The sequence below is a fragment of the Candidatus Omnitrophota bacterium genome (assembly GCA_041649175.1).
Lineage (GTDB): Bacteria > Omnitrophota > Gorgyraeia > Zapsychrales > JBAZNR01 > JBAZNR01.
Map to the genome: position 1 here is coordinate 571,880 of JBAZNR010000001.1, position 24,900 is coordinate 596,779.

Here is a 24,900-nt window from a genome sequence, read left to right on the forward strand (position 1 = left end):
AAGCTTGTTCTTTTAAGAAATCAAGAATGGTTTTCGCGTCCCCTAACGGGGACTTTCAAACCTTTTCTAGAGTAGCATTATGGTAGGTTTTCGCGCGGGTGGCGGAATTGGTATACGCGCACGTTTGAGGGGCGTGTGGGGCAACCCGTGAGAGTTCAAGTCTCTCCCCGCGCATTGATTTGCGGCTTAGAGTTCTCCCGACGTTATCTAGAATTTCTTATTAAGGTCGTCGGGACCCCGACTACAATAAAAGATGTTAAGAAAACGTCGGGGAAGTCTCTCCCCGCGCATTGATTTTCTTAAAGACGATCCTCTCAAGGCAAAACATATCGTCTCTTTTATATTCTGAATGTTTCTGCTTCTGTTCTATCCTCAAAGGAGGGCGCCTCATGCCTGATAATAAAAAAAATTTAGGCCAGCTTTTAAGTAGCAGCTTGCCGCTTACAGTCGCGAGCCTGGGACGTCTTTTTGTTATTTTCCTTTTGACGGCCGTAACACTTCTAGTGATCTTTGCGGTATTTTGGATCTTGGCGTTGGTTTTAATGCGCGCCGATAATCCTCAGTCATCTAGTGCTCTTCGAGAAGCCATGCGTAATCCCCAGATCATTGTTTTAGGTATTTTCTGTATTTTGGGATGGGTGATGTTAGCTTTTTTAAGCGGAATAGCAGCAATCAAGATCATTCAATCTGTTGATGAGCAAATACCGATAGGTCCTATCACGGCTATTCAAGAAGCGGCAGGGATTTTTAGCGCTTATTTGTGGGCTAGCATTTTAGTTTTTATCAGATTATTGTTTTGGTTCTTTCCTTTTTTGATCACGATCGGTTATGCGGTGATGCAAGCCCTTCGCTCTTTAAATCGTAATTCTCTCGACCCTAGTCCTTTTATGGGGATCATAGAAAACCTTCCGATCGGGGTGAAGGTTGCCTTTGGCATTGCAACGGTAACAATGACGATCGCCGGCATTGTTTTTATGACTCTTTATGCTTATTCGGCCCTATCAGTTGTTTTAGATCAAAAAAGAGGGATTGAGGCGCTAGCGTATAGTAAGAAAATGATCAAGCCGAATTTCTGGCGATTTACCGGATATTGGGCGCTTCTTGTTATCTTGTTTCTGATCATCACTGCCATCGGAGAATTCATGGGGAAATTGATCTTGCTCCAGATGCCGTCTACGCTCATCAGTGCTTTGCTAAAGTTGTTTTCACATCTTTTTAGCTTTTTAACGAGCTCTTATTTTGTAAGTTTTTCTTATCTGTTATACCGAGAATTTCAGAAAGAAAAAAGTTCTGTTGTTGAAGAAGCCAAATAATGCAAGGAATAAAGATAATGCCTAAACCTATTCAAGTCAGCGCCAGCATCCTTTGTGCCAACTTTGCCAAACTTGGCGATGAGATCAAGCGCTGTGAAGACGCCGGGGTAGATGCTTTGCATGTGGATGTGATGGATGGACATTTCGTTCCTAACATCACGATCGGCCCTTTGATCGTTGAAACCATTCGCCCTTTAACCAAGCTTCCTATTGAATCACATCTCATGATCGAAAATCCGTCGATGTATATCGATGATTTTTTAAACGCGGGAAGCGATATTATCTCAATTCAGGTTGAATGTTACGGGCCTTTAAAAGAGGCATCAAAGGGTTTGGGAAAATTCCCCAAGGAAATCGAATCGCTCAATGAAGACTTGATCCGCAAAGACATTGTGAAGATAAGAACAAAGGGTAAAAAAGTGTTTTTGGTGATCAATCCGGGAACACCTCTTTGCATTGAGAACCTTTTAAAAGATATCGATGGTGTTTTGTTGATGTCGGTCAATCCGGGATTTGCCAAGCAGAAATTTATGCCGGTAGCGCTTCCCAAGGCAGAAGCTTTACGCAAAGTATTCTCAAAAGATATCGCCATCGACGGCGGTATAAACGCCGAAACAGCTCCTTTAGCGGTTAAGGCGGGGGTCAATATCTTGGCGACAGCCAGCTATCTTTTCGGAGCGAAAGACCCGAAAGTGGCGGTCAAGTATCTTAAATCTCTAAAATAGATCTTTAATTTGTAGTTTCGTAAACACTGGCCGGAAATTGAATTCCTCAGATGGGTATGTTATGATTTGAGTGAGGAGTATGACGATGATGACAGCCGGAAAAATATCTCAAAAAGCACAAACCGCCATTGAATATCTCTTGATCTTTGCTTTAGTGGCGGTTATTGTTTTTGTGGGATTTAAAACGATCTTGCCGCGTACACAACAATCTGCCAATGTTTTCTTCAATAAGGTCACCGACGGTATTATGGGTGAACCGCCGCCTTAATTCTTCCTTTTATTTCTAACGTAAACACTGCCTTCAAGGCTTTTGGCGTATTTTTTTAATTCTGCTCCGATCTCACCGATCTGAGCAATGTGGGTTATTTTTTGGCTGGCACTGCTGACGATACCGACGGAGATAGATAAAAGGCCTATTCTCACCTCATTATTTTGCCGGTCCTTGGCTAGAATAAATCCATTTTTTCTATCTTCTTCATTGTAAAAGGTGGGAGAAATTTTATCAAATTCTTCGATGATCTTTTGGCAAATGGCATCTGTTTTTTCATCATCCGCGACAAAAACAAAATCATCACCTCCGACATGCCCTAAGAAGGCATCCATGCCGCCCTTTTCTCGAACCGCTTTAATAAGAACGCGGGCCGTTTCTCTAATAACACTGTCTCCGTGCTCAAACCCGTATTTATCATTATAGGCTTTAAATTTGTCTAGATCGGCGTATCCGACGGCAAAATTGGTATTACTGTCAATGCGTTTTTGAAACTCTTCCATGATGGAAACATTTCCCGGAAGATGCGATAGAGGATTGGCGTCCAAGCTTCGCTCGGTGCGCCGTAATAGCATATGGATGCGCGCTAAGAGTTCTTCCGGCTCAAAGGGTTTGACCATATAATCATCGGCTCCGGCGTTAATACCGCCAACTTTATCTTTCACTTCGCCTTTTCCGGTGAGCATGATGATAGGGATATGCTGCATGAGAATATCTTTTTTTAAACTCTGGCAGAATTGAAACCCGTCCATTATTGGCATTTTATAATCACAGATGACCAAGTTGGGAGATTTAGCGCGCGCCAGATCTAAGCCCTCTTGGCCGTTTTGGGCCTGAAAAACTTCATAGCGCTCGGATAAAGTGAGTTTGAGAACGTCTAGAATATCCGGATCATCGTCAACCGTTAAAATTCTTGCTTTTCCCATATGTTCTCTCTTAAGTGTTTTTGATCGGTAAGGTAAAATAAAATGTTGTTCCTTGGCTGGGTTTGCTGTTGAGCCATATTTTCCCGCCATGCGCTTCTACAATATTCTTAACCAACGTGAGGCCCAAGCCGGATCCTTTAACGTTTTGGTTGATCTCATTATCAACACGGTAAAATTCATCAAATAATCGCGGGGCATCAGCTTCTTTAATGCCAATGCCGGTATCGGTGATCTCAAAAAGAACTTCATTGTTTTGACGTGTTCCTCGCAGCGTTATAGAGCCATTGACTGGCGTGAATTTAACGGCATTACCTAATAAATTGATAAAGACCCTTTCGATCTGACTTCCATCAATCAAGAGGATCGGGATCTGATCGGCGAGATTAACGGAAAATTGAATATTCTTTTCTTTCATTTGGGGGGCTAATAGATCTCGAATATTCTCAACTAAGGTAGCAATGTTATGTTTGTCAAAAGTCATTTGAACGCGTCCGGCTTCAATACGGGAAATGTCCAAAAGGTCATTGATAAAACGTACTAAATTATCTGAATGTTTGTTGATCTTTTCCAAGCGTTCTTTAACTTCTTGCGGAATATCGCCTAGTTTTCCGGCAAGCAAAATGGACGCATAGCCTTTGATGGATGTAAGCGGTGTACGCAGTTCGTGCGAAACAGCCGAAATGAACTCTGATTTCATTTTGCTGATGCGTTTGACCTCTTCTAAAGCTAACTCCAGTTCTCGGGTCCGGTCTTGAATGTTAGATTCCAGGTCTTGGCGAGAGTTATAAACTTGCTCAAAAAGTTGGGCATTTTCTAAAGATTGGCCGACCTGATTGGCTAGGATCGACAAGAGCTCCTCGTCGCCCTGGGTAATGGCGGCATCTAAAGAGGCATTACCGACAAAAAGAATGCCGACCATTCCGTCTTGAGACAGGATGGGACTTAAGATGAAATGCTCAACATCAAAGATCTGGATGATCTTCTCTTTTTTTTGTTTCGGCGCGTTAAACGAAGAGAAGATGCGCCCTTCTTTAAGGATATTTTGCGCGGAATGATCTTCGCTTAAACGTAATATTTTTTGGACGGATTCTTTTGAGAAACCTGTTTCAATACGGCATTGGAACTTTTTCTCATTATCTAAGGCCAAGATCATGCATTTTTCAAAACCTAATTCATTGACTAAAGATTTGTTTAATCGGTTAAAGATCTCGTTGGCATCTAAGGTGGTGCTAATGAGCCTGGAAGTTCTCTGCAGGGCGTCTAAGCTGGATAATCTTTTATCGAGTTCTTCTTGGGCTTTGTTGAGTTCAAGATCTGTGCGGACGATCAATTTAGCCTGCTCGTCAAGATCGTTAAAAGAGCGATTTAATTTTTCGAAAGACTTTTTAAGCTCTCGTGTTTGTTCAAGTTTTCGTAAGAGGATAGCGGCCAAAACGACGACAGCGCTAAGGCTGATGACTCCGGCAACGATCAACAAAAGATCAAGGGGGGATTTGGTAAACAGTGTTTTAAATATTTCCATATTAGGCGATGGCAAAAATGGTTATTGTTCCGTTTTGCAGCTGAGAGCCTTCATTGCTTTGTTCAGATTTCAGTAAAGAGATTTCACCGTAGCTATACATTCCCGCGACAGGGACGGATGGACCGAAGATCTCTTTAATGCTTTTGATCTCATCGGACGAATCCCGTCCGAGCAATTTATGGCGCGTTAATGATTCAAAGATCAAAATAAGTTTTGGCTGTTTATCCGCTAAGTTTCTTTTTACATCCCAAGCGGCTTCAATGCCAGAGGATTTGCAGAAATCTTTATTATTGATCATGACATGGACTTCTGCGCCAGCGGGAATATCGCCCCGGCAAACAAGACTACCGTCTTCTGCAATATCGATGATATCACGCAAAAGGTATTCTTTGTGATGTTCTAGATAAATTCCTAAAGGATAAAGAGCCAGCTCATTGTTGGCATGCGCTTTTTTAAGATTCTTGAAATCTAAGCTAAGATAATCCTCATAGATAGCGCAGGCTTTTTTCCCGTCGATGGTTTTAATGACATGATTGTCCACTTTGTCGACGTATCGCGGTTTTCCTAAAGGCTTCCATCCGTGGCGGCTGGCGGTTGACACGGTCAGCTGTCCGCCCAAAAGAAGGGCAACGACGGATCTTGTGAGAGGTTTATCCTGAAAATATTGATGTGTTTCTTTAAAATGGAAAAGGTCGCTGCTTCCAGCGCCGACAATAGGGAACATTCTCCCCAGCATTTCTTGGATACCGGTAATGAACGGAGAATAATTTGCGATCAATCCATCAGAAAAAAGCAGCATAGATTGCCGCTTGCTTTGTTCCGGGCTGCCGACGATGTTTTTTGCGAGCATTGCCCCCAAGGGGCGCAGGTCATTTTGTGCGATATTTTCCATGACGGCTGCGCTGAATTTAATATCCTGCGAACTAATGGCAATAATGGTAATTCCGCGCATTTCCACGGCTGATGAAACGATAAGCCCGGCTGTTGAGCATCCTACTATTTTTGCGGGATTAAGGGTTTGGCGGATCACGTGAAGCGTTTCTAGCGGGCTGTAGTGAGGTGTGCAAAAAACGATGGCAACGTCAACGCTTGACTGCCGGGTTTGCGCTTTAGCTTCCAGGGCAGCCTCACGAGCGGCCAAGAGGGTTGTTAATTCGCGGCTAAAACCGATCCCGATATGTGTTTTTTCGACGGAGGAAAGATTTAGATGGCTTGATGGCATTTTTATGGTTTTCTAGAATGAAGAATCCGGATAAGAATTAACGAAACGGTTTCATTCTATCCGTTGCCTTAGGGAGTGTCAATAATTTTTGTTGACCTCGAGGGGGAATGTGATAAGATTTTAATCCACATTTGCTTTTTTACCTTTTCAGATGAGGCCCCATCGTCTAGCCTGGTCCAGGACGTCTGCTTCTCAGGCAGAAAACACGAGTTCGAATCTCGTTGGGGCTACCAAATATAAAATAATCAGGAAAAAATCAATGCGCTATCTGTTTTTTACGATATGTATTTTCTTATCAGCCAGCAATGTCTTTGCCGCCATTCATACGGAAACTGTGGAATACAAACAAGGTGATGTTCTTTTGGAAGGTTATTTGGCGTATGATGACGCGCTCGCAGGCAAGCGTCCCGGGGTTCTAGTTGTTCACGAGTGGAAAGGCATTGTTCCTTACACAAAAACGCGGGCTGAAAAACTGGCTTCATTGGGATTTGTTGCTTTCGCTGCTGATATTTATGGCAAGGGAATAAGACCTCAAAGCAATGAAGAGGCAGCCCAGCAAGCCGGTATTTATAAAAATGATCGTAGTCTTATGCGCGAGCGTGCCAAGGCAGGTTTAAATGTTTTGCAAAACCACGCATTGGTTGACCCCAAACGTGTGGCGGCCATTGGATACTGTTTCGGCGGAACAACCGTATTGGAATTAGCCAGAAGCGGCGCGAACCTTAAGGGAGTGGTGAGTTTTCACGGCGGGCTAGGCACACCCAATCCAACGGACATTAAGAATTTCAAAGGAAAGATCCTCGTCTTGCACGGCGCGGATGATCCGTTCGTTTCTTTAATGGAAGTTTTAGCTTTTCAAGATGAGATGCAAAAAGGAAAAGCAGATTGGCAATTTATTTCTTACGGCAACACCGTCCATAGCTTCACTAATCCTGATGCAGGAACAGATTCATCCAAAGGCGCTGCTTATAATAAACTTTCCGATGAGCGTTCGTGGGAAGTGATGAAGCAATTCTTCGCGGAGATCTTCAAATAATTTAAGAATTAAGTTTAAGAATGATGGGATTAAAGGCTTTTGACGCGACGATAATGCGGTCGTTGATACGAAGGCCTTGCATCTCCTCATCTGTGGCGACAACACGGATCAAATGATTTCCTACGCTGACCAGGACAATATTCAGAAACTCCTCCTTTTGAATATCAATGATCTCTCCGGTAAATTTAAACTTTCCGCTTAAATGGTTTTCTAAGAAAACTTCAGCAGGAATACCTTGTTTTTTTATTTCTCCATTTTCTAAAATAAAAACCTTTGAAGACATTTTAAAGATTTCCGGTAGGCTGTGGCTAACAAAGATCGTGGTGATTTTGAAGCGTTTATAGATATTTAATATTGAATCTTGGAGTTTTAGGCGCATGTCCATATCTAAGCAAGAAAAAGGTTCGTCTAAAAGAAATATCTTTGGTTTTCGTAAAACGGCTCGCGCCAAAGCCACACGTTGCTGCTGTCCGCCCGACAATTGATGAGGCTTTTGATTTTGTAATTCTTTTAAATGAACGATTTCTAAAAGTTCATCAACAGGGCCTCGTTTTTTCTGGTCACTCAAAGCAAATTCTAAGTTCTGCCGTACGGTCATGTGGCCAAATAGGCTGTAATTCTGGAAGACAAACCCAACTTGTCTTTTTTGTGGGCCCAGGTTAATGCCCTTATCGCTATCAAACCAGATCTCATTGTTAACTTCGATCTTGCCTTGGTCAGGATCTGCTAATCCGGAAATTATTCTTAAGATCGTTGTTTTTCCAGCCCCAGATTCTCCAAAAAAGCTGGCTAAATCGCCTTCGTTGACCTCAAAGTTGACTTTAAGCGTCATGGGGCCGCGCGCGGTCATTAAATCTTTTTTGATATCGGCTTTGATCATGATTAGAAAGTTTGCGGTGATCTTCTATTAAACCAGTAAAGTGAAAAAAGTAAAAGAAAACAGGTTCCGACCAAGATAAGGGAATAGAAATTTGCTGTCGAATAATTAAGCGCCTCTACTTCTCCATAGATCGCGATAGAGGCAACCTTTGTTTTTCCGGGAATGCTGCCGCCGATCATTAAAACGACACCGAATTCTCCTATTGTGTGAGCAAAACTCATAACGATTCCCGTCAGTAAAGAGGGTTTAAGGCTTGGCAAGAGGACCTTAAAAAGAGTTTCTGATTTTGTTTTTCCTAAAGTGTAAGAAACTTCGGTCAGATATGCCGGAAGGCTTTGAAAACCCGCTTTAAGAGGATTGACCATGAAAGGAAGGCTGAAAATGACAGAACCGATGACGAGCCCCAAGAAGGAAAACACAACACGGATATCGAATGTTGATTCCAGAAAATGTCCTAAAGCATTATTGGGGCTAAAGATCAGCAACAAATAAAATCCTAAAACGGTGGGAGGAAGTGCCAAAGGCATGCTGACCAAAGCTTCGATGATATATTTAAATTTTCGTTTTGAGAAGCTTAACCAGTACGAAAGGGGAATGCCAATGACGATTAAAATAAGCGTTGTGACCAATGCAAGTTTAAACGTCAAAAATAAAGGCTGCCAATCATAAAGCATGGATTGTTACTCCGCGAGAATAGAAATTTCGTTGGCCTTAACGAGCCATTCTACGTCGTCGTTCTCTTTTAGTTGCATGCGTTCAATCGCTGTAGCTGAGATAATAGAGGTAATATTCTTACCATAATAATTTAAAGTAACCTGAGCTAAGAGGGGGTTTTGTTCGATTTTGGAAACCTTGGCTTTAATACGGTTGCCAAAGCAAATAAATCCGGAAAGATTTTTAGCCAAGGATACTTCTGTTTCTTTAAATAGAAGAGAAACTTCCGTGCCGATCTTCAAATAAGGAGCTGTCTGAGGCGTTTCTATCACAAGGGCATGGAGGATGTCGGTATTTACACCAACGCTGACGAGGGATATGTGATGATGCGTTTTGATTTCCGTGATCTTTCCTTTCAGTTTATTCATGGGAGAATATATCCATATCTTTTGAAGATTTCTTTGGCCTTATTAGAAAAAAGAAAATCAAAGAATTTCTGAGCATCTTCAAGATTATTTTTTTGAGCGTATTTAAGGATAACAGCGCCCTGAGCGATCGGTTCATAAGCATTTTTCTCAATTTCAATCCACTGGCCCCAATCTTTCATATTAGGTGCTAACACGATCGATTTAGCTGTGATCCCGCAATCGGCAGCTTTGGTTGTGATGAATTGATTTGTTTGCGCGATATTTTCGCCATAAACAAGTTTTTTCTTAACCTTAGGATATAAACTGTAATGTTTTAACGCATTGACAGCCTGACGTCCGTACGGGGCAGTCTTAGGAGATGCGATGGAAATTTTTTTAACGCTAGGATCACTGAAAATTTCAATACCCCTTGTTAAATCAATATTGTTCATTGTCCAAACGACTAATGTGCCGTAAGCGTAGACTTTCGCTGCGTTGCTCGTTAAACCTTCTTTCTCAAGTGCTTGAGGATATTCCATGTCGGCGGAAAGAAAAATGTCAAACGGTGCACCGTTTTCGATCTGTGCCGTAAACTTACCTGATGAGCCGAATACCGGCTTGATACTGATCCCCGTTTCTTTTTCAAATTCTGTTTTCAGTTCTTCAAAAGTGTATTGAACGTTAGCCGCTACCGCGACAGTTAAATCTCCGGCAAAAGCAGAAACCGAAAAAAGCAAAACAAAAAGAAACGATAAAGTCATTACCTTGATTTTCATAATAATTTTCCTATGTTTCGAGCTTAGAATTTATAAGCGATCTGAGAATAAAACCAATCAGCGCTGTCGTCGGCGCCGGTGTCTTTGGCGTATCCGCCGGGAGAAAAATGCGCGTAGCCTGCTTCTAATTTGATATTCTTGCTCAAGTCATAGTTGGCGCGCAAAGACCATTCAGTTCCAACAAAATAATTTCTATCCCCGCCGGTTTTGCTCCGGATAACCGTTCCGGATGAATTGACCCAAGAGTCATATTTGCTCTGAAGCCAGAAGAGATCAACTTGCGGTGTAAAACGAAGTTTCTCCGTCGGAGAGAGCACGACGCTTACTTCCGGATTACGTATGTTTTGCCATCGGAAAAGATCCATGAGCCCGTATGGGCTGTGAGTGGATTGGTAAAGCGGAACAAATGTATTGGAAACACTGTCATTAGGGTCTTTATCACCGGAGGCTTCATCATAGCTAAAGGATGCTTTTGGTTTCCAGAAAGTTTGGCTGAATTCCTTGGAGATGTCGGCATGAAAGGCGTAAGCACGGATATCTTTTGTTCCGGTCTCTCCAAATTGATAGGGAATTTCAATATCTAATAAAGTATTATTTGGTAATGCGCCCTGCCAGCGCAGTCCTGTTGTGTAACGGCGGGTAAGCGCGTCGGTGCTGCTGATAATTTGAGTTAAGAAATATCCTTCCCAAAGAGGGGATTTTTTATCTTTTTGATAGTTCGCATACAAGCCTGATAAATTTTCCTCATCTAACGACCGGTTAAAATTATTATCGTCGAATTTTACATCTTGAGCGTACAAGGCATCGACGGATAATGCTTGTTTGTGATAATGAATAACAGCGGCGTCAAAACTGCGGATACGGTTTGACCAGGTGGGCGCGTCGATGAGACGACTTTTTCCATATTTGATTTCTTGCCGGCCGATCTTTATATCGAAATCTGATCCCAAAATGTTAAAGACATTGAAATAAGCTTGATGCAGATCAAAATCATCCACTTGAGCGGATACGGCTTTTGTTTGATAGCCGCCGGTTTGCGCGTCCAAGCCTTCCACGAAGATGTCTAATTTTGGTTTTAGGTATTCATCCGTTAAGCTCGCATTGACTCCCAAGCGAAGGCGATGGTAAAGCTGGCTGCCGTTATCTTTGGCGCTTTTATTAAGATCAAAATCTTTTTTGTATTCGTGGCGGAATCTTTCCTCGGCGTTGATCTTGTATTGCCATTGGTTAAATTCACTTTTATCTTGTTCGCCGTAAGAAGCTCGTGCAGCAAAAACCAAGAAAAAAATGATGAATATCTGCCAAAGTTTTTTCATTATTTCGTCCCTTTCTTCAAAATACCGTTAGCCCATATATCTAAGACGGCGTCTAACGCTTGATCGAAAGAAATCTTTTCTTGTTCAAGGAATTTATGGTTAACAATGGCCTTGACCGTTCCTAGATAAGCTTGGACAGCGATGGGCGCATTGATTTTACGGAAAATGCCTTTTTTAATTCCTTTTTCAACGAGGGATTGAATTCCTAAGATCTTTTCATTTCGATAACGGAGAAATTCTTCCCATAGGGAAGGAAGCTCGGAAGGGATCTCTTTAAAGAAATATTCAAACCAAGGGCCGAGTTGTTTGCGCAAAAGTAAGATGCTTTCGGTAAAAATTTTTAAAGGGTCTTTTTCAGTCTTTTCGATCTTACCTAAGCTCTCATTGATTTTTTGTTCCAAGCGATTGACCAGCGACTTGGCAATTTCTTCTTTGCCCGTGAAATATTTATAAATGGTATTTTTGCTCATGCCAAGATCGCCGGCGATCTCATCCATGGTCACTTTACGGTAACCGAATTTGACCATACGGTTTTGGGCGGCATCAAGTATCTTTGTTATGATAAGAGTTTCAGGCATAAAATGCTCCTTTAGCGTACAATACTAATTTGGTATTTATAGTATTATACGCTAAAGGAGATGTCAAGCAGTTATTAAAAAGGGAAAGCTTAACGAAGCTGAGGTGCTTTTACTTCGCTATGCCATTTCCAAATAAAATAAACGACCGGGTAAATGAGAAGTTCCAGAATAAAAGAGCTTGCCAGTCCGCCAACCATGGGTGCCGCCACACGGCGCATCATATCTGATCCCGCGCCTGTGGCCCACATAATAGGAAGAAGGCCCATAAAGGCCGCCGCAACCGTCATCATCTTTGGGCGGATGCGTTTGACGGCGCCGTGTACAATGGCTTCTTCCAGATCTTCTCTATGACGCATTTTTCCCTTAGCGACGGCATCTTTATAAGAGAGATCCAAGAATAGAAGCATAAAAACACCGGTTTCGGCGTCGAGCCCCATCAGCGCTATCATTCCCACCCAGGTGGCGATGGAAATGTTGTAACCTAGTATCCATAGTAGCCATACGGCACCTATCAAAGAAAAAGGAACGGCGAGTAAAACAATCCCCGTTTTGATCCATGACTTTGTATTAAAATAAAGCAAAAGGCAGATGATAAAAATGGTCAAAGGGATAACGACTTTAAGTCGTTCTTTAACGCGGATCATATTTTCATATTGGCCGCTCCAAAGAAGCCCGTAGCCTTTAGGCAGTTTTAATTCGCCGGAAACGATTTTTTTGGCCTCGTCGACAAAACTGCCGATATCACGATTCGCCACATCCACATAAACATAGCCGGCTAACATTCCGTTTTCGTTGCGTATCATGGCCGGCCCGGTCCGTAAGACAATATCGGCAATATAGGAAAGAGGGATTTGCTGGCCCGATGGTGTGGCAATTAAGACATTAGCCAGCTCTTCCGGATCATCGCGTAATTCGCGCGGATAACGGACATTGACCGGATAACGCTGGCGGCCTTCGATGGTTTCGGTGATGTTTTCTCCGCCGATGGCCGAAGTAACGATCATTTGCGCGTCTTTGACCGAAAGTCCGTAACGCGCCAGCTCTGTGCGTTTTAAATCGAAATCCAGAAAATAGCCTCCGGCGGCGCGTTCGGCATAAATACTGCGCACGCCTTTGACATTACGCAGGATCATTTCGATATGTGTGCCTATTTCCTCAATTTTTTCGGTGTCATCACCCAGGATCTTTATTCCCACCGGCGTGCGCACACCTGTCGATAACATATCCAGTCGGTTTTTAATAGGCATGGTCCAGGCATTGGTGGTTCCGGGGATCTTGAGGGCGGCGTCCATTTCACTGATCAGTTGTTCATGTGATAGGAGACGCCCATTTATTTTACGCCATTCATTTTGTGGCTTTAGGATAACGGCTGTTTCCATCATGGAAAAAGGCGCGGGGTCGGTGGAACTTTCCATACGTCCGGCTTTGCCGAAGACGCTTTCAACTTCCGGAAAACTTTTAAGGATCTTATCTTGCTCTTGCAAAAGTTTTTGTGCTTGTGTTACCGAAATACCGGGTAAGGTGGTCGGCATATAAAGGATAGAGCCTTCCCATAGTGGAGGCATAAATTCCGAACCCAAACGCATATAGATAGGAATGGTTGCCAACCCAAGAACAAGAGCAGCAATAAGGGTTAATTTACGTTTTCTTAAAACAAATCGGCAAACCGGATCATAGCATTTAAAAAGGAAACGGCTTACGGGATGTTTTTCTTCCGGATAATAATTTCCGACCGCCAAGGTCGTTGCTATTTTAGAAACAAATGGCCATTTTATTTTCTTAAATTGAATAGGGTCCATTCGGGTGAACATGAACCTCAGTGCCGGATCTAAGGTGATGGCTAAAACGGCGGCGATCAACATGCTTAAATTTTTTGTCCACGCTAACGGCTTAAATAATCTTCCTTCTTGGTCAACGAGTGTGAAGATCGGCATAAAAGAAACAGCGACCACTAAAAGAGAGAAAAATACCGATGGAGCGATCTCGGTGATCGAGTTTAAAAGGACGGCATGAAAATCTCCGTTTCGTCCGTTGGCCTTCCATTCTTCCAAACGTTTATAGGCGTTTTCAACTTGAACAATGGCTCCGTCGACCAAAACGCCGATGGAAATGGCGATGCCCGATAGCGACATGATATTAGCCGTTAATTTCAGTCCATAGAAAGGAATGAAAGATAAAAGAACGGCAACCGGAATAGTGACAATAGGAACGAACGCGGAAGGGAAATGCCACAAAAAGATAATGATAATTAAACTAACGATAAGCATTTCTTCAACCAGCTGATGCTTGAGCGTGTCGATCGCCTTTTGAATAAGGTCCGAACGGTCGTAAAGGACTTTTAATTCTACTCCTTCGGGAAAAGAGGATTTAAGTTCCTTGATCTTTTCTTTTACGCGGTTGATAACAGTGAGCGCGTTTTCTCCGTAGCGCATAACAATGGTTCCGGTGACAACATCGCCTTCTCCGTTAAGATCAGCGATTCCCCGGCGCATTTCCGGCCCTAGAGCGACACGAGCCACATCTTTGATCAAAATTGGCGTTCCGTTCGCATCGGTTTTAAGAACAATATCCTCAAAGTCTTTGATCGTTTTGGCGAGGCCGTGGCTGCGCACCATATATTCAGTTCCCGAAAATTCTAAAAGACGCCCGCCGGCTTCTTCATTGCCGCTGCGTACGGCATCCATGACATCTGTTAAAGGAATGTTGTAGGCCAAAAGTTTTTTAGGGTCGACGGTGATCTGATACTGTTTGACAAATCCGCCTAAAGAGGCAACCTCGGCTACACCGGGAACACTCTGCAGATGATAGCGTAAAGACCAGTCCTGAAAACTTCGCAATTCCTGAAGATCGTGCTTGCCGCTTTTATCAACCAAGGCATATTGAAAAACCCATCCCACGCCGGTGGCATCGGGTCCTAATTCTGTTTTAACGCCTTCGGGGAGTCGGGGGAGAATTTTACTTAAATATTCCGTCACCCGGCTGCGCGCCCAATAAATATCCGTTCCGTCTTTGAAGATCACATAGACATAAGAAAATCCGAAATCAGAAAAACCGCGGATAGATTTTACGTTCGGAGCTCCCAGCAAAGAGGAAATGATCGGATAAGTGACCTGGTCTTCGACCAAGTCCGGGCTTTTATCCCAGCGCGAATAAATGATCACCTGAGTATCCGAAAGGTCGGGAATGGCATCGAGCGGGATATTTTTTATCGACCAGACTGCCGTGATGATAGCGGCGGCGGTCAACATAAAGATCAAGGATTTATTGCGCACCGAAAAGGTGACGATCTTTTCAATGAACATGGGAGCCTCCTAAAGCAGCCTTTAGCCGGCTTTCTGAGTCTACGAGAAAGTTCGCGCCGCTTACAACGACATCGTTCTCTTTAAGGCCGTCTAAAACTACAACCCATTCGCTATTTTCTTCTCCGACCGTGATCTCTTTCGGTTCAAAATCATTTTCTGTTTTCACAAAGACGATGGAACGCGTTCCCGTCATTAAGACCGCATCGCGGGGGACAAGAAGGCTTTCTGCTGACTCGATCGGGATATAAACATTCGCGTACATATCGGCCTTTAGATCTGTCGTGTGCGCAAAAAGCCTGATGCGTACTTTCACTTTACGTGTTTCTTTGTCGACTTGCGACGAGATACCGTGAACTTCTCCCAACAGTGTTCCTTTCAGAGCCGGAATTTCAATGTGTGCTTTTTGTCCTTCGCGGATAAGATGAATATCCGCCTCCGCGACTTGGGCATAAATAAAGGAATTAAGCGTTTCATGCAAAAAGGCAAGTTCGGAGGTGTGCTGCGACGGCAGGAATGTTTCGGCAATTTCCTGAGGAGTTTTTGACGATGCCGCGGATAGATCAGGAGTTAGTTTTACAGCCCGCAAACGGATCGCGCGTAAATGGTCCAATTCGTCTTGATTCAGGCCTAAGTGCTGTAATTCATATTCGGTTTTTAGAAAGCGCGTATACGCGTTTTTAAACTCTTCTCCGGCGATCCGGCGGGAACGTAAAATGCGGTAATCCTGCCAGGCGTCGATATATTCCAAAGCCGCTTGGTACAGTTCTAGGTCGTGGACAAAGTTTCCCGTTGCAAAAACTGTTTTAATGAACGGTTTTTTGACGACGGTAGCCGTTTTAACGCCCAAGAGTTTTTGTTGATCCGAATTTATAGAAACCGTGCTATATCCTGAAACGGAGGATTTGGAAACATCAGAAGTGTTTTCTTTTTTAACCAGGCTCATATTGCAAATAGGGCACAAACCCGGTTTATCGGCGGTGTAACTAGGATGCATCGGACAATAATAGATATTGGCCTGCTCGTGGTGACTTGGGGCCATCCGGTTCTTTGTAAGAAATGACCCAACCGCGCCAATGGCCAACAGGCTTAAGAAAAGTATGGGAATGAGTTTTTGGATCTTCATGTTTGTTCTCCTAAGTTTAAGGATAAAAGGTAAGGCAATTTTCTGACCTACCGTTATTTTTTCAAGCTTTCTTCAGCGATGCGGCTGAATTTTTCCGGGTTTTTCTGAAAATCTTTTAAACATCCCAGACAGCAAAGTTTATAAACTTTTCCGTTATATTCATAAGAAACACCTTCGCCCATACCGCCGATTTCCTCGCCGCTCACCGGGCAAATTTTATTTCCAGCATCGACGGCTGTTGAGGGTGTTTGAGCGGTGGCACCTTGGCCTTCATGATGATAGGCCAATGAGGCTGGTGTGTTTGTAAGCAGTAAAGCACCCATTAATAGCAGTGATAAAACTTTCATTTGAATCCTCCTTTTGTTTTTAAAATAGTGAGATTGCCTAAAGAAACATTCTTCAGGATGAAAAAGAAATTTTGTGGATAGTGTTTAGAGGCGAAAAACGGAGTTTTTAAGATAGAGAGAAACGAGGTTTGTTCCAGTCGGCGGTGAATGCTGAGCTGCAAGAGAGAAAAGGGTATGTTGTGAAAATTCTTTTTCTGCCGGAAGCCCGAACGTTGCCATCGCAAACAAAAGCTTGGAAGAAAATAATGAACTTCCTTCCGGCGACGATTGCACCGTAAGAGCTTGTTCTATTTTCTGGCAGTTGCAAGCGTGGCCGCTATCGGGATGATACGCTTTGATCTGGGGGCTTGTCGCATGGTCCGGTGAATAATTTTTATCACAGCAAGATGCGGCTGTCGCAAAAGCCACTGCATGCGTACAGCAACAAAACATGGCCGCCAGAACAAGAAAAAGGGCCATCAGGCAAGCCGTCATTTTTTTTATTGTTTTACGCATCAAAGAATTCCTTGTGCTTTACTTTTTCATCCGACGGATAATATTTAGAACTTCGTTGATCTTTTCGGAACGCTGTTGTGTTGATCTGCTGGTTAAAGCAGACCCGACACATGTTTGAAGATGGCGCTCAAATATTTTTTCGGAAACCCGATGCAGGGCTTGGGTCGCGGCATTGACTTGATTGATAATGTCGACGCAATATTCTCCGCTTTCGATCATGTTGCGGATGCCGCGAATCTGCCCTTCGATCCTTTTTAGGTGAACGATCTGTTCATTGTGGCCCGGGAATTTCTTTTGGATCATAGCAGTAACCCCTTTTTATGATTAAGCAAACTATAGCATACCCCCAGGGGGTATGTCAAGGGCTTTGTAAGGCAAAATCAACGAAGATATATTTGAAATTGACCAAACTTAGTGTAAAATGTGCCATAAACAATACCGAAAATATCGCCAATGAAATTCTTTCGATCAAGATCAGGGATCATTTTTACCGGCCTTTTGGCTTTTGTTTTTCTTTTTTGCTCCGATACATTCGCTGCGAAAAAAAAGTCTAAGGCCCACCGTGTTACGGCTCGTTCCGCTATCTTCTCTAATAGTACCAAAGGCGTACGGCTTTACGGAAAAAATGTCGAAACCACAGTTGTTCCGGCCAGCACAACCAAGGTAATGACGGCCTTGCTTGTTTTGGAGAACTTGTCTTTAGATAGCGTTGTAACTGTTTCTTCTAGAGCAACTTACGTTCAGCCAAGTAAAATATATTTAAAACCCGGAGAACGTTACAAAGTTTCCGAATTGCTTTATGCCATGTTGATCAGCTCGGCTAATGATGCTAGCGTTGTTTTAGCGGAGGCGGTTTCTGGATCAGAATGGGAATTTGTCAAAAAAATGAACGCGCGGGCCAAGCAATTAGGAGCTAAGAAAACAAAATTTATGAACAGCCATGGGTTGCCCACCAAGCAATCGCAATACACGACCGCCTATGATATGTATTTGATGTTCCGCGAAGCGTTGAAATATCCTTTTTTCAAAAAGGCCCTCAGCTATAAGTACAAAACCATTGTTTCCCAAAGCGGTAAGAAGACTTATCTTAAAAACCATAATAAGCTTTTATGGAAAAGCTGGGGGCAAAATATTTACGGGAAAACAGGCTATACCAGAAAAGCACGCTCGTGCTTTGTCGGTTATTTGGATGGCAAGAAAGATACGATGATCATCGCGGTTTTCGGCTGTGATCAGCGTTGGGATGATATCAAGACAATTGTAGCCCGTTATATCCATTCGCGTTAAAGACACTAGAGGCCCTTTCGCTGCTTAAATAAATTTGAAAAACACCCGACTTTACGCTACAATTGCAGAACAAGCGTGTCCCTTTTATGGATAATATTAAGAAAGCCTTAACCTTTTTGTTCGCGATCATCGGTCTTTTGATCTTCTATACGGTGATGATGGTTAAGCTTGAGGTAGCCGCCCAGCAAACACAGGCGCATATCCAACAATTATCCGCTGACTTGAACTGGGAAGATTTCTTATATCAAAACGCTGTTTATACCGTGGCTGAAGAAAGAACAAGATCAAAGGTAAATCCGTAAGTATAAGGACGATGGATCATGTACGACCGACGAAGAAATCCTCGCTTTGAATGTCCGCCGCAGCACGAATATGTTGTCGAGCTCGCGGATCACAGCGCTGTCGCGCAGTTATCCAATTTGAGCCGCGACGGAATAGCGTTTGTTTCCTCCAAGGATTTTCACCCCGAAGAGATCTATCAATTTTTGCTAAAAGGGCCGCACGTTCATTCGGCCGTTGCCTGTGAAGCTCGCATTTCCTGGACGAAGGCTTTGCATCCGTCCCGTTTTTCTTATGGGGCCAAGATCACCAAAATAGACCCTCAGGCTAAAACAGATATTTTGGATTTTTTGTATCAGGACTGGAAAGAAAAGATCACCGCGAGTTTTAAACCGTCGCTTTAAAAACAGAAGGAGCCTTGTATGCCAAGATGGGTTTATACGTTAAGCATTTCGTTTTCGATCATTCTTCTGATGTTCGCCGCGTCCGAAACTTTAAGAAGGCAGGATACTTTAGAAAAAAAGATCGCGGGACTAGAATTAAAGCTGGAATCGCATGAGTCGAAAATAACAAGCGATTTGACTGCTGTCCAGATGGCCCTACGCAGTCTGCCGTCGGCTTTGGGCCGTATGGCCGGCAACAATCCTCCTGCGCCTCAAGCTCCCAACCCGGAAGACGTTAATAAAGTCTACAAAATTGATGTTGGAAGCTCTCCGGTCTTGGGAAATAAGAATGCTAAAGTCACCATTGTCGAGTTTTCGGATTTTCAATGCCCATATTCACAGAGATTTCATCCCGTTGTTGCGGAAGTCTTGAAGGCTTATCCGAACGACGTGAATTATATATTGAAGAATTATCCTCTAGGATTTCATCCCAATGCCAAACCGGCGGCTAAGGCGTCACTTGCGGCCGGGGAACAAGGAAAATATTGGGAAATGGTCGAAGCCTTGTTTGCCAACGGCAAAGAATTGAGTGAAGAGAAATATAAAGAATTAGCCAAGCAAATTGGGATCAATGTTGATCAATTTTCCAAGGATCTCAAAGAAAAAGATGCTCAATGGGAAAAAATGATCGCCGCGGATTTAAAAACTGTGGAAGAAGTTGACGCCCGCGGAACGCCGACATTTTATTTGAACGGCAAAAAAACCCGCGCGCGTGATCTAGCGGGATGGAAAGCGGAAATAGATGCGGTTTTAAAGGAAAAGAAGTAAATTAATGATCAATGTCAAATTCCAAATGACAAATAAATTCCCAATTTCAAATGTTTAATGACGGATTGGGAATTAGCCATTTGATATTTATTTGACATTTGTCATTAGGAATTTGTTATTTAACGCACAATTCATAAGGAGATACACAATGACACGTCTAGGCGGTTTATCGACAATCAATTACAAAGAAACCAAGGGAATGAAGGTTTCCGGCGGGCAAGTGGTTAAAGCCGGAACAATTCTTACCCGTGAAGGCCATCGTTGGCAGCCCGGCATCAATGTGGATGGGCGCACCAGTTTAACGGCTAGCTGCGACGGAGAAGTTTATTTTACCCGTAAACGCGGCAGTTATCGAAGAGCTGTAACATTGATCAATATCAAACCCAAAGCACTTAAAGAAGCCAAGAAATAATTATGTGCGGTATCGTCGGCTATGTCGGCCACAAAAATGCCGCCCCTATTCTTTTAGACGGCCTTAAAAAGTTAGAATACCGCGGCTATGACTCCAGCGGTATCGCGGTCATCGCGCGCGATAAAAGTAAGATCGCTGTGCGAAAAAATCAGGGCAAGATCAAAGCCTTAGAAGAGCTTATTCAAAGCAAGCATCTGCCCGAAAGCTTTTTAGGAATCTGCCACACCCGTTGGGCCACTCACGGAAAACCTAACCGCACAAACGCTCACCCTCACTGTGATTGTTCCGGAAAAATCGTTGTCGTTCATAACGGTATTATCGAAAATTATCAGGAATTAAAGAAATTCCTTCAGGAAAAAAACCATACCTTTTCCTCCGAAACCGACACGGAAGTCATTGCCCACCTCATTGAACATTATTACAAACAGAAAAAAGATTTTCTATCGGCGGTACGCCGGGCGATCGTCCAACTTAAAGGGTCTTTTGCCTTAGGGATCCTTTGTTCGGATGATCCCGATCGCTTGATCGCGGCGCGGGTGGGTTCTCCTTTGATCGTTGGCATCGGCAAGGGTGAGAATTTTATCGCATCGGATGTTCCGGCCATTTTGGATAAAACTAAAAAAGTTATCTATTTATCCGACGGGCATATGGCGGTTTTAACCAAAGGTAAAGTGGAAGTATCGACCTTTTCCGGGAAAAAAGTTCCAACCAAGATCCACACCGTGGCGTTTAAAGTGGGCGCGGCGCAAAGAGAAGGTTTTGCCCATTTTATGCTCAAAGAGATCCACGAGCAACCGGCTGTTTTGTCACAAATTTTATCTTCAAGGCTAAAGGGAAACCGCGTTTACCTTGACGGGATTTCATTAAACGATCGTCAGTTACGCGAATTTCAAAATGTGGTGGTGGTGGCCTGCGGAACGGCGTATCACGCCGGAATGGTCGGAAAATATTTGATCGAACAATTTGCCCAAATTCCTGTTTGGACCGATCTTTCCAGCGAATTTCGTTACCGATTTCCTTTGGTCAGCAAGAAAACTTTAGTTGTGGCGATCAGCCAATCCGGAGAAACAGCCGATACGCTGGCGGCGGTCAAGGAAGCGAAGCTAAAGGGAGCAAAAGTTATTTCTATTTGTAACGCGGTTGGTTCGTCTTTAGCGCGCGAATCCGACGGAATTTTGTATACGCATGCCGGCCCGGAAATCGGCGTTGCCTCCACGAAAGCTTATACGGCGCAATTGATGATGTTGTATTTATTAGCGCTCAAACTTGCCACAGCACGCGGGAAAATAAGATCGAAAGAATTAAATGAGATCGTCAAAGAATTAAAACATATTCCGGCGCTTTTGAAAGATATTTTAAATAATAAAGACAAGATAGCCCAGGTTGCCCGCGCCAATTCGCACTTTGGATGTTTTTTATTCTTAGGGCGCAACATCAATTTCCCGACGGCGCTGGAAGGCGCTTTAAAATTAAAAGAGATCTCTTATATTCCGGCGGAAGGTTACGCGGCCGGAGAAATGAAGCACGGGCCCATCGCTTTAATTGATGAATACCGCGCGGTTGTCTGTATCGCGCCGCAGTCGGATATTTACGATAAGATGATCTCCAATATGCAGGAAATTAAAGCGCGCCGAGGAAAAATTATCGCCATTGCCACATCCGGCGATGAAACGATCAAGCATCACGCCAGCCACGTTGTCTATATTCCTAAAACACACAAGATCTTAACGCCGCTTTTGGCGGTCGTACCTTTACAGCTTATTGCGTATTATATCGCCGTTAAACGCGGGTGCGATGTAGACCAGCCGCGGAATTTAGCGAAATCTGTAACGGTTGAATAAATGATCAAAAACCAAATTCCAATAACCAAATAATTTACAATATTCAATAATCGAATTCCAAACGGTTTGGCTATTGAGAATTGGTTATTGTGATTTATTTGGTTATTGTTGCTTGGTGATTGGAATTTAAAATGCTATATATTGTTTCTACACCTATCGGTAATTTAAAAGACATCACCTTTCGCGCTGTTGAAACGCTTCAACAAGTTGATATTATCGCCGCTGAAGATACCCGCCATAGCAAAATCCTTTTAGATCATTACAATATTCAAAAACCTCTTTTAAGCTACTTTGAACATAATCAAGTCAAACGTGGGGAAGAGATCATTAAGCTCTTGAAAGACGGGAAAAATGTGGCTTTGGTAACGGACGCCGGGACGCCAGGAATAAGTGATCCGGGTTTTCATCTGATTCGCTTGGCGCAGGAAAACGAAATTCCTATTTATGTGATTCCCGGTGCGACGGCTTTAATCACCGCGCTTTCCGCGTCAGGTTTGCCAGCGCATGCCTTTATTTTTGAAGGATTTTTGCCGGTTAAATCTGCCGCCCGGCGTAAAAAGTTGGGAGGCTTTAAAGACGAGCGGCGGACCGTTATCTTTTACGAATCTCCTCATCGCATTGTTTCGGCTTTGGAAGACATCAAAGACGTTTTAAGTGACCCGGTTGTTGTTGTGGCGCGCGAGTTAACCAAGAAGTTTGAAGAGATCAAAAAAGGAAAGGCAAGCGTGCTTTTGGCGCATTTTGAGAAGTCAAAGCCTAAGGGCGAGATAGTGTTATTGTTCAATTTGACCGTAGAAAAGTAAGATAATATCCGATAGCGCCTATGTTGACAACCGGTCTTTTTATGATATAAATGATGGAAGTGTTTGCTGAATTCTTAGGGCTCTTTCTCCGCCTTTTGGCAGAGAAAGAGCCCTAGAGCTTGGCGGAGAAATTCCCGCCAACGAAGAAAGGCTGTCCAATGGCTGCAAAAATACCACTCATGAAACGGGTTAAACACCTGGTCATCGGCCAGGCGAGAAATCCAACCGACCGCGGGATCTTCCATAATATAACGCTCATTGCCTTATTTGCCTGGGTTGGTTTGGGCGCTGACGGGCTATCGTCTTCTTGTTACGGCCCGGAACAAACCTTTTTAGCCTTAGGCAAATACCCGTCTTTAAGCCTTTTTGTGGCCTTGGCCATGGCCGCCACGATTTTCGTGATCAGTGAAAGCTATTCGCAAATTATTGAGCTATTTCCCAGCGGCGGCGGAGGTTATTTGGTCGCCAGCAAACTTCTTTCGCCCACCACCGGTATGATCTCAGGATGCGCTCTTTTGATCGATTATGTTTTAACCATCGCCATTTCCATCGCCAGCAGTGCCGATGCCTTATTCAGCTTTTTTCCCGTCGCTTATCAACCGCTTAAGATCTATTTCGCCATCGGTGGTGTTTTACTTCTTATGATCATGAATATGCGCGGCGTTAAAGAGTCTGTCATCTCTTTGGTCCCGGTTTTTATGATCTTCATTGTGACCCATTTTATCGCCATCGTTTACGCCCTCGTTGTCCATCTGGCCGGTTTCACTCAAGTTTTTCATTCCGTCAGTACCGATATGTCAACGGCGCATAGCGAAATGGGCTTATGGGGAATTATCTTTCTTATCTTACGTTCTTACGGGATGGGCGCCGGAACTTATACCGGGATCGAGGCTGTCAGTAACGGTCTTCCTATTTTAAGAGAACCCAGAGTGCAAACAGCCAAAAAAACCATGCGTTATATGGCTCTTTCTTTGGCGTTTACCGCCACGGGGCTTATGATCGCGTATTTATTATTTAATGTGTCCGCTCAGCCCGGCAAAACGCTTAACGCGGTTTTATTTGAATCGATCGTCCGCGAATGGCCCGGCGGCGGTTATGGATTTGTCCTCACTGCTTTGTTTTCGGAAGCCGCTTTGCTTTTTGTGGCGGCGCAAGCCGGTTTTGTGGACGGGCCTCGGGTTTTGGCCAACATGGCCGTTGACCGATGGTTTCCTAATCGTTTTGCCAGTTTAAGTGACCGTTTGGTCACCCAAAACGGCGTTATGTTGATGGGTGTTGCGGCGGCGGCCACCATCATATTTACCCAGGGCTTGGTCCAGATGTTGGTCGTTTTATACAGCATCAATGTATTTATCACATTTTGTTTATCACAATTAGGGATGGTGCGTCATTGGTGGCAGGTTCGCCGGGAAGAGCGAAAATGGAAAAAAAGAATCACCATCAACGGCGCGGGGCTTGTTTTAACGTCATTCATCCTTTTATCTATGGTCATTTTAAAATTCCATGAAGGCGGATGGATCACTTTGGTTTTAACCGGAACTATTGTTTTACTGGCAATCTTTATCAAACGCCATTATTATCTGACCGGAAAATTGTTACGACGCTTAAACGATCTGGTCCAGACGGTTTCCGCCGAGCTTAAAGATGACGCTAAGGTGCCGAAAGTCCATCAAGAGCCAGACCATCAAGCGAAAACGGCTGTTTTATTGGTGAACGGTTTTAACGGGCTTGGCTTGCATACGCTATTTGGCGTTATGCGCCTTTTCGGAAGTTCTTTTAAGAATTTTGTTTTCGTGGAAGTCGGCGTTATTGATGCCGGAAATTTTAAAGGGGCCCAGGAAGTGGACCGCTTAAAAGAGCACGCGCAAAGTGATATCAAGCGTTACATCACCTTTATGCGCCAAAACGGTTTTTACGCCGAAGGGATTTCGCGCGTCGGCATTGATGTCATTGACGAAGTAGAAAAGGCCTCTCAGGATATTATCACGCGTTTTCCTAACGTGGTTTTCTTCGGCGGGCAATTGGTTTTCCCGGAAGAAACATTCTTCACCCGTGTTTTGCATAACCACACGGTCTTTGCTCTTCAAAGAAAGTTTTATTATACCGGAACACCGTTTGTGCTTTTGCCCATTCGTGTTTGATAAAAAGATTTTTCAGATTTTTTAGAAAGGATCAGT

General features: G+C 43.6%; 26 protein-coding genes and 2 tRNA genes. 14 read left to right on the forward strand and 14 right to left on the reverse strand.

Annotated features, from left to right (window positions below):
* Positions 1-92 precede the first annotated feature (92 nt).
* The 4 genes from WC676_02065 to WC676_02080 all read left to right on the forward strand — a co-directional run bounded on the left by WC676_02065 (position 93) and on the right by WC676_02080 (position 2,306).
* A tRNA-Leu gene (locus WC676_02065) sits at positions 93-174 on the forward strand.
* A gap of 215 nt (positions 175-389) precedes the next feature.
* Complete coding sequence (locus WC676_02070; GenBank protein ID MFA5059396.1) at positions 390-1,313, forward strand: hypothetical protein; 924 nt, start codon at positions 390-392, stop codon at positions 1,311-1,313.
* Between the two features lie 17 nt (positions 1,314-1,330).
* A complete protein-coding gene (locus WC676_02075) occupies positions 1,331-2,038 on the forward strand; it encodes a ribulose-phosphate 3-epimerase (protein MFA5059397.1) in 708 nt (235 codons plus the stop codon).
* An 85-nt stretch (positions 2,039-2,123) separates the two neighbouring features.
* Positions 2,124-2,306, forward strand: coding sequence for a hypothetical protein (locus WC676_02080; GenBank protein ID MFA5059398.1), 183 nt, complete (start codon positions 2,124-2,126; stop codon positions 2,304-2,306).
* On the opposite strand, the gene WC676_02085 is transcribed toward WC676_02080, so the two are convergent.
* Genes WC676_02085 through WC676_02095 form a run of 3 tightly spaced genes read right to left on the reverse strand, consistent with a single transcriptional unit; the run spans position 2,303 to position 5,976 of the window.
* Entirely contained in the window at positions 2,303-3,232 is a 930-nt protein-coding gene (locus WC676_02085; protein ID MFA5059399.1) for a response regulator, read from the reverse strand. The genes WC676_02080 and WC676_02085 overlap by 4 nt on opposite strands.
* A 10-nt stretch (positions 3,233-3,242) precedes the next feature.
* Positions 3,243-4,769 (reverse strand): ATP-binding protein, encoded by a 1,527-nt coding sequence (locus tag WC676_02090; protein ID MFA5059400.1) that lies wholly within the window; start codon positions 4,767-4,769, stop codon positions 3,243-3,245.
* Complete coding sequence (locus WC676_02095) at positions 4,756-5,976, reverse strand: FIST N-terminal domain-containing protein (GenBank protein ID MFA5059401.1); 1,221 nt, start codon at positions 5,974-5,976, stop codon at positions 4,756-4,758. The genes WC676_02090 and WC676_02095 overlap by 14 nt, the downstream gene beginning before the upstream one ends.
* Before the next feature lie 155 nt (positions 5,977-6,131).
* Here WC676_02095 and WC676_02100 point away from each other — a divergent pair.
* Positions 6,132-6,209: transfer RNA gene (locus tag WC676_02100), tRNA-Glu, on the forward strand.
* A 26-nt stretch (positions 6,210-6,235) separates the two neighbouring features.
* Positions 6,236-7,012 (forward strand): dienelactone hydrolase family protein, encoded by a 777-nt coding sequence (locus WC676_02105; GenBank protein MFA5059402.1) that lies wholly within the window; start codon positions 6,236-6,238, stop codon positions 7,010-7,012.
* A 1-nt stretch (position 7,013) separates the two neighbouring features.
* Here the strand turns inward: WC676_02105 and WC676_02110 are convergent, their stop codons facing one another.
* From WC676_02110 to WC676_02160, 11 genes are all read right to left on the reverse strand, one after another.
* Entirely contained in the window at positions 7,014-7,892 is an 879-nt protein-coding gene (locus WC676_02110) for an ATP-binding cassette domain-containing protein (protein ID MFA5059403.1), read from the reverse strand.
* Positions 7,893-7,894: 2 nt separating this feature from the next.
* Positions 7,895-8,566 (reverse strand): molybdate ABC transporter permease subunit, encoded by a 672-nt coding sequence (gene modB / locus WC676_02115; GenBank protein MFA5059404.1) that lies wholly within the window; start codon positions 8,564-8,566, stop codon positions 7,895-7,897.
* 6 nt (positions 8,567-8,572) lie between these two features.
* Positions 8,573-8,974: a TOBE domain-containing protein gene (locus WC676_02120; GenBank protein ID MFA5059405.1), complete on the reverse strand. Its 402-nt coding sequence runs from the start codon at positions 8,972-8,974 to the stop codon at positions 8,573-8,575.
* Positions 8,971-9,729: a molybdate ABC transporter substrate-binding protein gene (gene modA, locus WC676_02125; protein ID MFA5059406.1), complete on the reverse strand. Its 759-nt coding sequence runs from the start codon at positions 9,727-9,729 to the stop codon at positions 8,971-8,973. The genes WC676_02120 and modA overlap by 4 nt, the downstream gene beginning before the upstream one ends.
* Before the next feature lie 23 nt (positions 9,730-9,752).
* The gene (locus tag WC676_02130) at positions 9,753-11,045 is read right to left on the reverse strand and encodes an alginate export family protein (GenBank protein MFA5059407.1); all 1,293 of its coding nucleotides are present in this window, start codon (positions 11,043-11,045) and stop codon (positions 9,753-9,755) included.
* A complete protein-coding gene (locus WC676_02135; protein MFA5059408.1) occupies positions 11,045-11,623 on the reverse strand; it encodes a TetR/AcrR family transcriptional regulator in 579 nt (192 codons plus the stop codon). Before WC676_02135 ends, WC676_02130 begins: the two co-directional genes overlap by 1 nt.
* Positions 11,624-11,712: 89 nt before the next feature.
* Positions 11,713-14,925 (reverse strand): CusA/CzcA family heavy metal efflux RND transporter, encoded by a 3,213-nt coding sequence (locus WC676_02140; protein MFA5059409.1) that lies wholly within the window; start codon positions 14,923-14,925, stop codon positions 11,713-11,715.
* Positions 14,915-16,048, reverse strand: a complete 1,134-nt coding sequence (locus tag WC676_02145; protein MFA5059410.1) for an efflux RND transporter periplasmic adaptor subunit — start codon at positions 16,046-16,048, stop codon at positions 14,915-14,917. Before WC676_02145 ends, WC676_02140 begins: the two co-directional genes overlap by 11 nt.
* A 53-nt stretch (positions 16,049-16,101) precedes the next feature.
* A complete protein-coding gene (locus tag WC676_02150; GenBank protein ID MFA5059411.1) occupies positions 16,102-16,395 on the reverse strand; it encodes a TRASH domain-containing protein in 294 nt (97 codons plus the stop codon).
* Positions 16,396-16,479: 84 nt separating this feature from the next.
* The gene (locus WC676_02155; GenBank protein MFA5059412.1) at positions 16,480-16,890 is read right to left on the reverse strand and encodes a hypothetical protein; all 411 of its coding nucleotides are present in this window, start codon (positions 16,888-16,890) and stop codon (positions 16,480-16,482) included.
* A gap of 18 nt (positions 16,891-16,908) precedes the next feature.
* Positions 16,909-17,193 (reverse strand): metal-sensitive transcriptional regulator, encoded by a 285-nt coding sequence (locus WC676_02160; GenBank protein MFA5059413.1) that lies wholly within the window; start codon positions 17,191-17,193, stop codon positions 16,909-16,911.
* A gap of 150 nt (positions 17,194-17,343) precedes the next feature.
* On the opposite strand from WC676_02160, the gene WC676_02165 reads away from it, so the two are divergent.
* From WC676_02165 to WC676_02200, 8 genes are all read left to right on the forward strand, one after another.
* The gene (locus tag WC676_02165) at positions 17,344-18,177 is read left to right on the forward strand and encodes a serine hydrolase (protein MFA5059414.1); all 834 of its coding nucleotides are present in this window, start codon (positions 17,344-17,346) and stop codon (positions 18,175-18,177) included.
* Positions 18,178-18,263: 86 nt separating this feature from the next.
* Positions 18,264-18,479: a hypothetical protein gene (locus WC676_02170; protein MFA5059415.1), complete on the forward strand. Its 216-nt coding sequence runs from the start codon at positions 18,264-18,266 to the stop codon at positions 18,477-18,479.
* Between the two features lie 18 nt (positions 18,480-18,497).
* The gene (locus WC676_02175) at positions 18,498-18,860 is read left to right on the forward strand and encodes a PilZ domain-containing protein (protein MFA5059416.1); all 363 of its coding nucleotides are present in this window, start codon (positions 18,498-18,500) and stop codon (positions 18,858-18,860) included.
* 18 nt (positions 18,861-18,878) lie between these two features.
* On the forward strand, positions 18,879-19,667 hold the full coding sequence (locus WC676_02180; GenBank protein MFA5059417.1) for a thioredoxin domain-containing protein: 789 nt from the start codon (positions 18,879-18,881) through the stop codon (positions 19,665-19,667).
* A gap of 148 nt (positions 19,668-19,815) precedes the next feature.
* Complete coding sequence (locus WC676_02185) at positions 19,816-20,079, forward strand: 50S ribosomal protein L27 (GenBank protein MFA5059418.1); 264 nt, start codon at positions 19,816-19,818, stop codon at positions 20,077-20,079.
* 2 nt (positions 20,080-20,081) lie between these two features.
* Positions 20,082-21,920 carry a glutamine--fructose-6-phosphate transaminase (isomerizing) gene (gene glmS, locus WC676_02190; protein ID MFA5059419.1) on the forward strand — a complete coding sequence of 613 codons (1,839 nt, stop codon included), beginning with the start codon at positions 20,082-20,084 and terminating at the stop codon, positions 21,918-21,920.
* A 131-nt stretch (positions 21,921-22,051) separates the two neighbouring features.
* Positions 22,052-22,723, forward strand: a complete 672-nt coding sequence (gene rsmI, locus WC676_02195) for a 16S rRNA (cytidine(1402)-2'-O)-methyltransferase (GenBank protein MFA5059420.1) — start codon at positions 22,052-22,054, stop codon at positions 22,721-22,723.
* Positions 22,724-22,902: 179 nt separating this feature from the next.
* Positions 22,903-24,864: an APC family permease gene (locus WC676_02200; protein ID MFA5059421.1), complete on the forward strand. Its 1,962-nt coding sequence runs from the start codon at positions 22,903-22,905 to the stop codon at positions 24,862-24,864.
* Positions 24,865-24,900 lie beyond the last annotated feature (36 nt).

Bases quoted from the DNA above. Each gene is read 5' to 3' on its own strand.
- WC676_02070 (MFA5059396.1), top strand. From the start codon at position 390: ATGCCTGATAATAAAAAAAATTTAGGCCAGCTTTTAAGTAGCAGCTTG.
- WC676_02075 (MFA5059397.1), top strand. From the start codon at position 1,331: ATGCCTAAACCTATTCAAGTCAGCGCCAGCATCCTTTGTGCCAACTTT.
- WC676_02080 (MFA5059398.1), top strand. From the start codon at position 2,124: ATGATGACAGCCGGAAAAATATCTCAAAAAGCACAAACCGCCATTGAA.
- WC676_02085 (MFA5059399.1), bottom strand. From the start codon at position 3,232: ATGGGAAAAGCAAGAATTTTAACGGTTGACGATGATCCGGATATTCTA.
- WC676_02095 (MFA5059401.1), bottom strand. From the start codon at position 5,976: ATGCCATCAAGCCATCTAAATCTTTCCTCCGTCGAAAAAACACATATC.
- WC676_02105 (MFA5059402.1), top strand. From the start codon at position 6,236: ATGCGCTATCTGTTTTTTACGATATGTATTTTCTTATCAGCCAGCAAT.
- WC676_02110 (MFA5059403.1), bottom strand. From the start codon at position 7,892: ATGATCAAAGCCGATATCAAAAAAGATTTAATGACCGCGCGCGGCCCC.
- modB (MFA5059404.1), bottom strand. From the start codon at position 8,566: ATGCTTTATGATTGGCAGCCTTTATTTTTGACGTTTAAACTTGCATTG.
- WC676_02120 (MFA5059405.1), bottom strand. From the start codon at position 8,974: ATGAATAAACTGAAAGGAAAGATCACGGAAATCAAAACGCATCATCAC.
- modA (MFA5059406.1), bottom strand. From the start codon at position 9,729: ATGAAAATCAAGGTAATGACTTTATCGTTTCTTTTTGTTTTGCTTTTT.
- WC676_02130 (MFA5059407.1), bottom strand. From the start codon at position 11,045: ATGAAAAAACTTTGGCAGATATTCATCATTTTTTTCTTGGTTTTTGCT.
- WC676_02135 (MFA5059408.1), bottom strand. From the start codon at position 11,623: ATGCCTGAAACTCTTATCATAACAAAGATACTTGATGCCGCCCAAAAC.
- WC676_02140 (MFA5059409.1), bottom strand. From the start codon at position 14,925: ATGTTCATTGAAAAGATCGTCACCTTTTCGGTGCGCAATAAATCCTTG.
- WC676_02145 (MFA5059410.1), bottom strand. From the start codon at position 16,048: ATGAAGATCCAAAAACTCATTCCCATACTTTTCTTAAGCCTGTTGGCC.
- WC676_02150 (MFA5059411.1), bottom strand. From the start codon at position 16,395: ATGAAAGTTTTATCACTGCTATTAATGGGTGCTTTACTGCTTACAAAC.
- WC676_02155 (MFA5059412.1), bottom strand. From the start codon at position 16,890: ATGCGTAAAACAATAAAAAAAATGACGGCTTGCCTGATGGCCCTTTTT.
- WC676_02160 (MFA5059413.1), bottom strand. From the start codon at position 17,193: ATGATCCAAAAGAAATTCCCGGGCCACAATGAACAGATCGTTCACCTA.
- WC676_02165 (MFA5059414.1), top strand. From the start codon at position 17,344: ATGAAATTCTTTCGATCAAGATCAGGGATCATTTTTACCGGCCTTTTG.
- WC676_02170 (MFA5059415.1), top strand. From the start codon at position 18,264: ATGGATAATATTAAGAAAGCCTTAACCTTTTTGTTCGCGATCATCGGT.
- WC676_02175 (MFA5059416.1), top strand. From the start codon at position 18,498: ATGTACGACCGACGAAGAAATCCTCGCTTTGAATGTCCGCCGCAGCAC.
- WC676_02180 (MFA5059417.1), top strand. From the start codon at position 18,879: ATGCCAAGATGGGTTTATACGTTAAGCATTTCGTTTTCGATCATTCTT.
- WC676_02185 (MFA5059418.1), top strand. From the start codon at position 19,816: ATGACACGTCTAGGCGGTTTATCGACAATCAATTACAAAGAAACCAAG.
- glmS (MFA5059419.1), top strand. From the start codon at position 20,082: ATGTGCGGTATCGTCGGCTATGTCGGCCACAAAAATGCCGCCCCTATT.
- rsmI (MFA5059420.1), top strand. From the start codon at position 22,052: ATGCTATATATTGTTTCTACACCTATCGGTAATTTAAAAGACATCACC.
- WC676_02200 (MFA5059421.1), top strand. From the start codon at position 22,903: ATGAAACGGGTTAAACACCTGGTCATCGGCCAGGCGAGAAATCCAACC.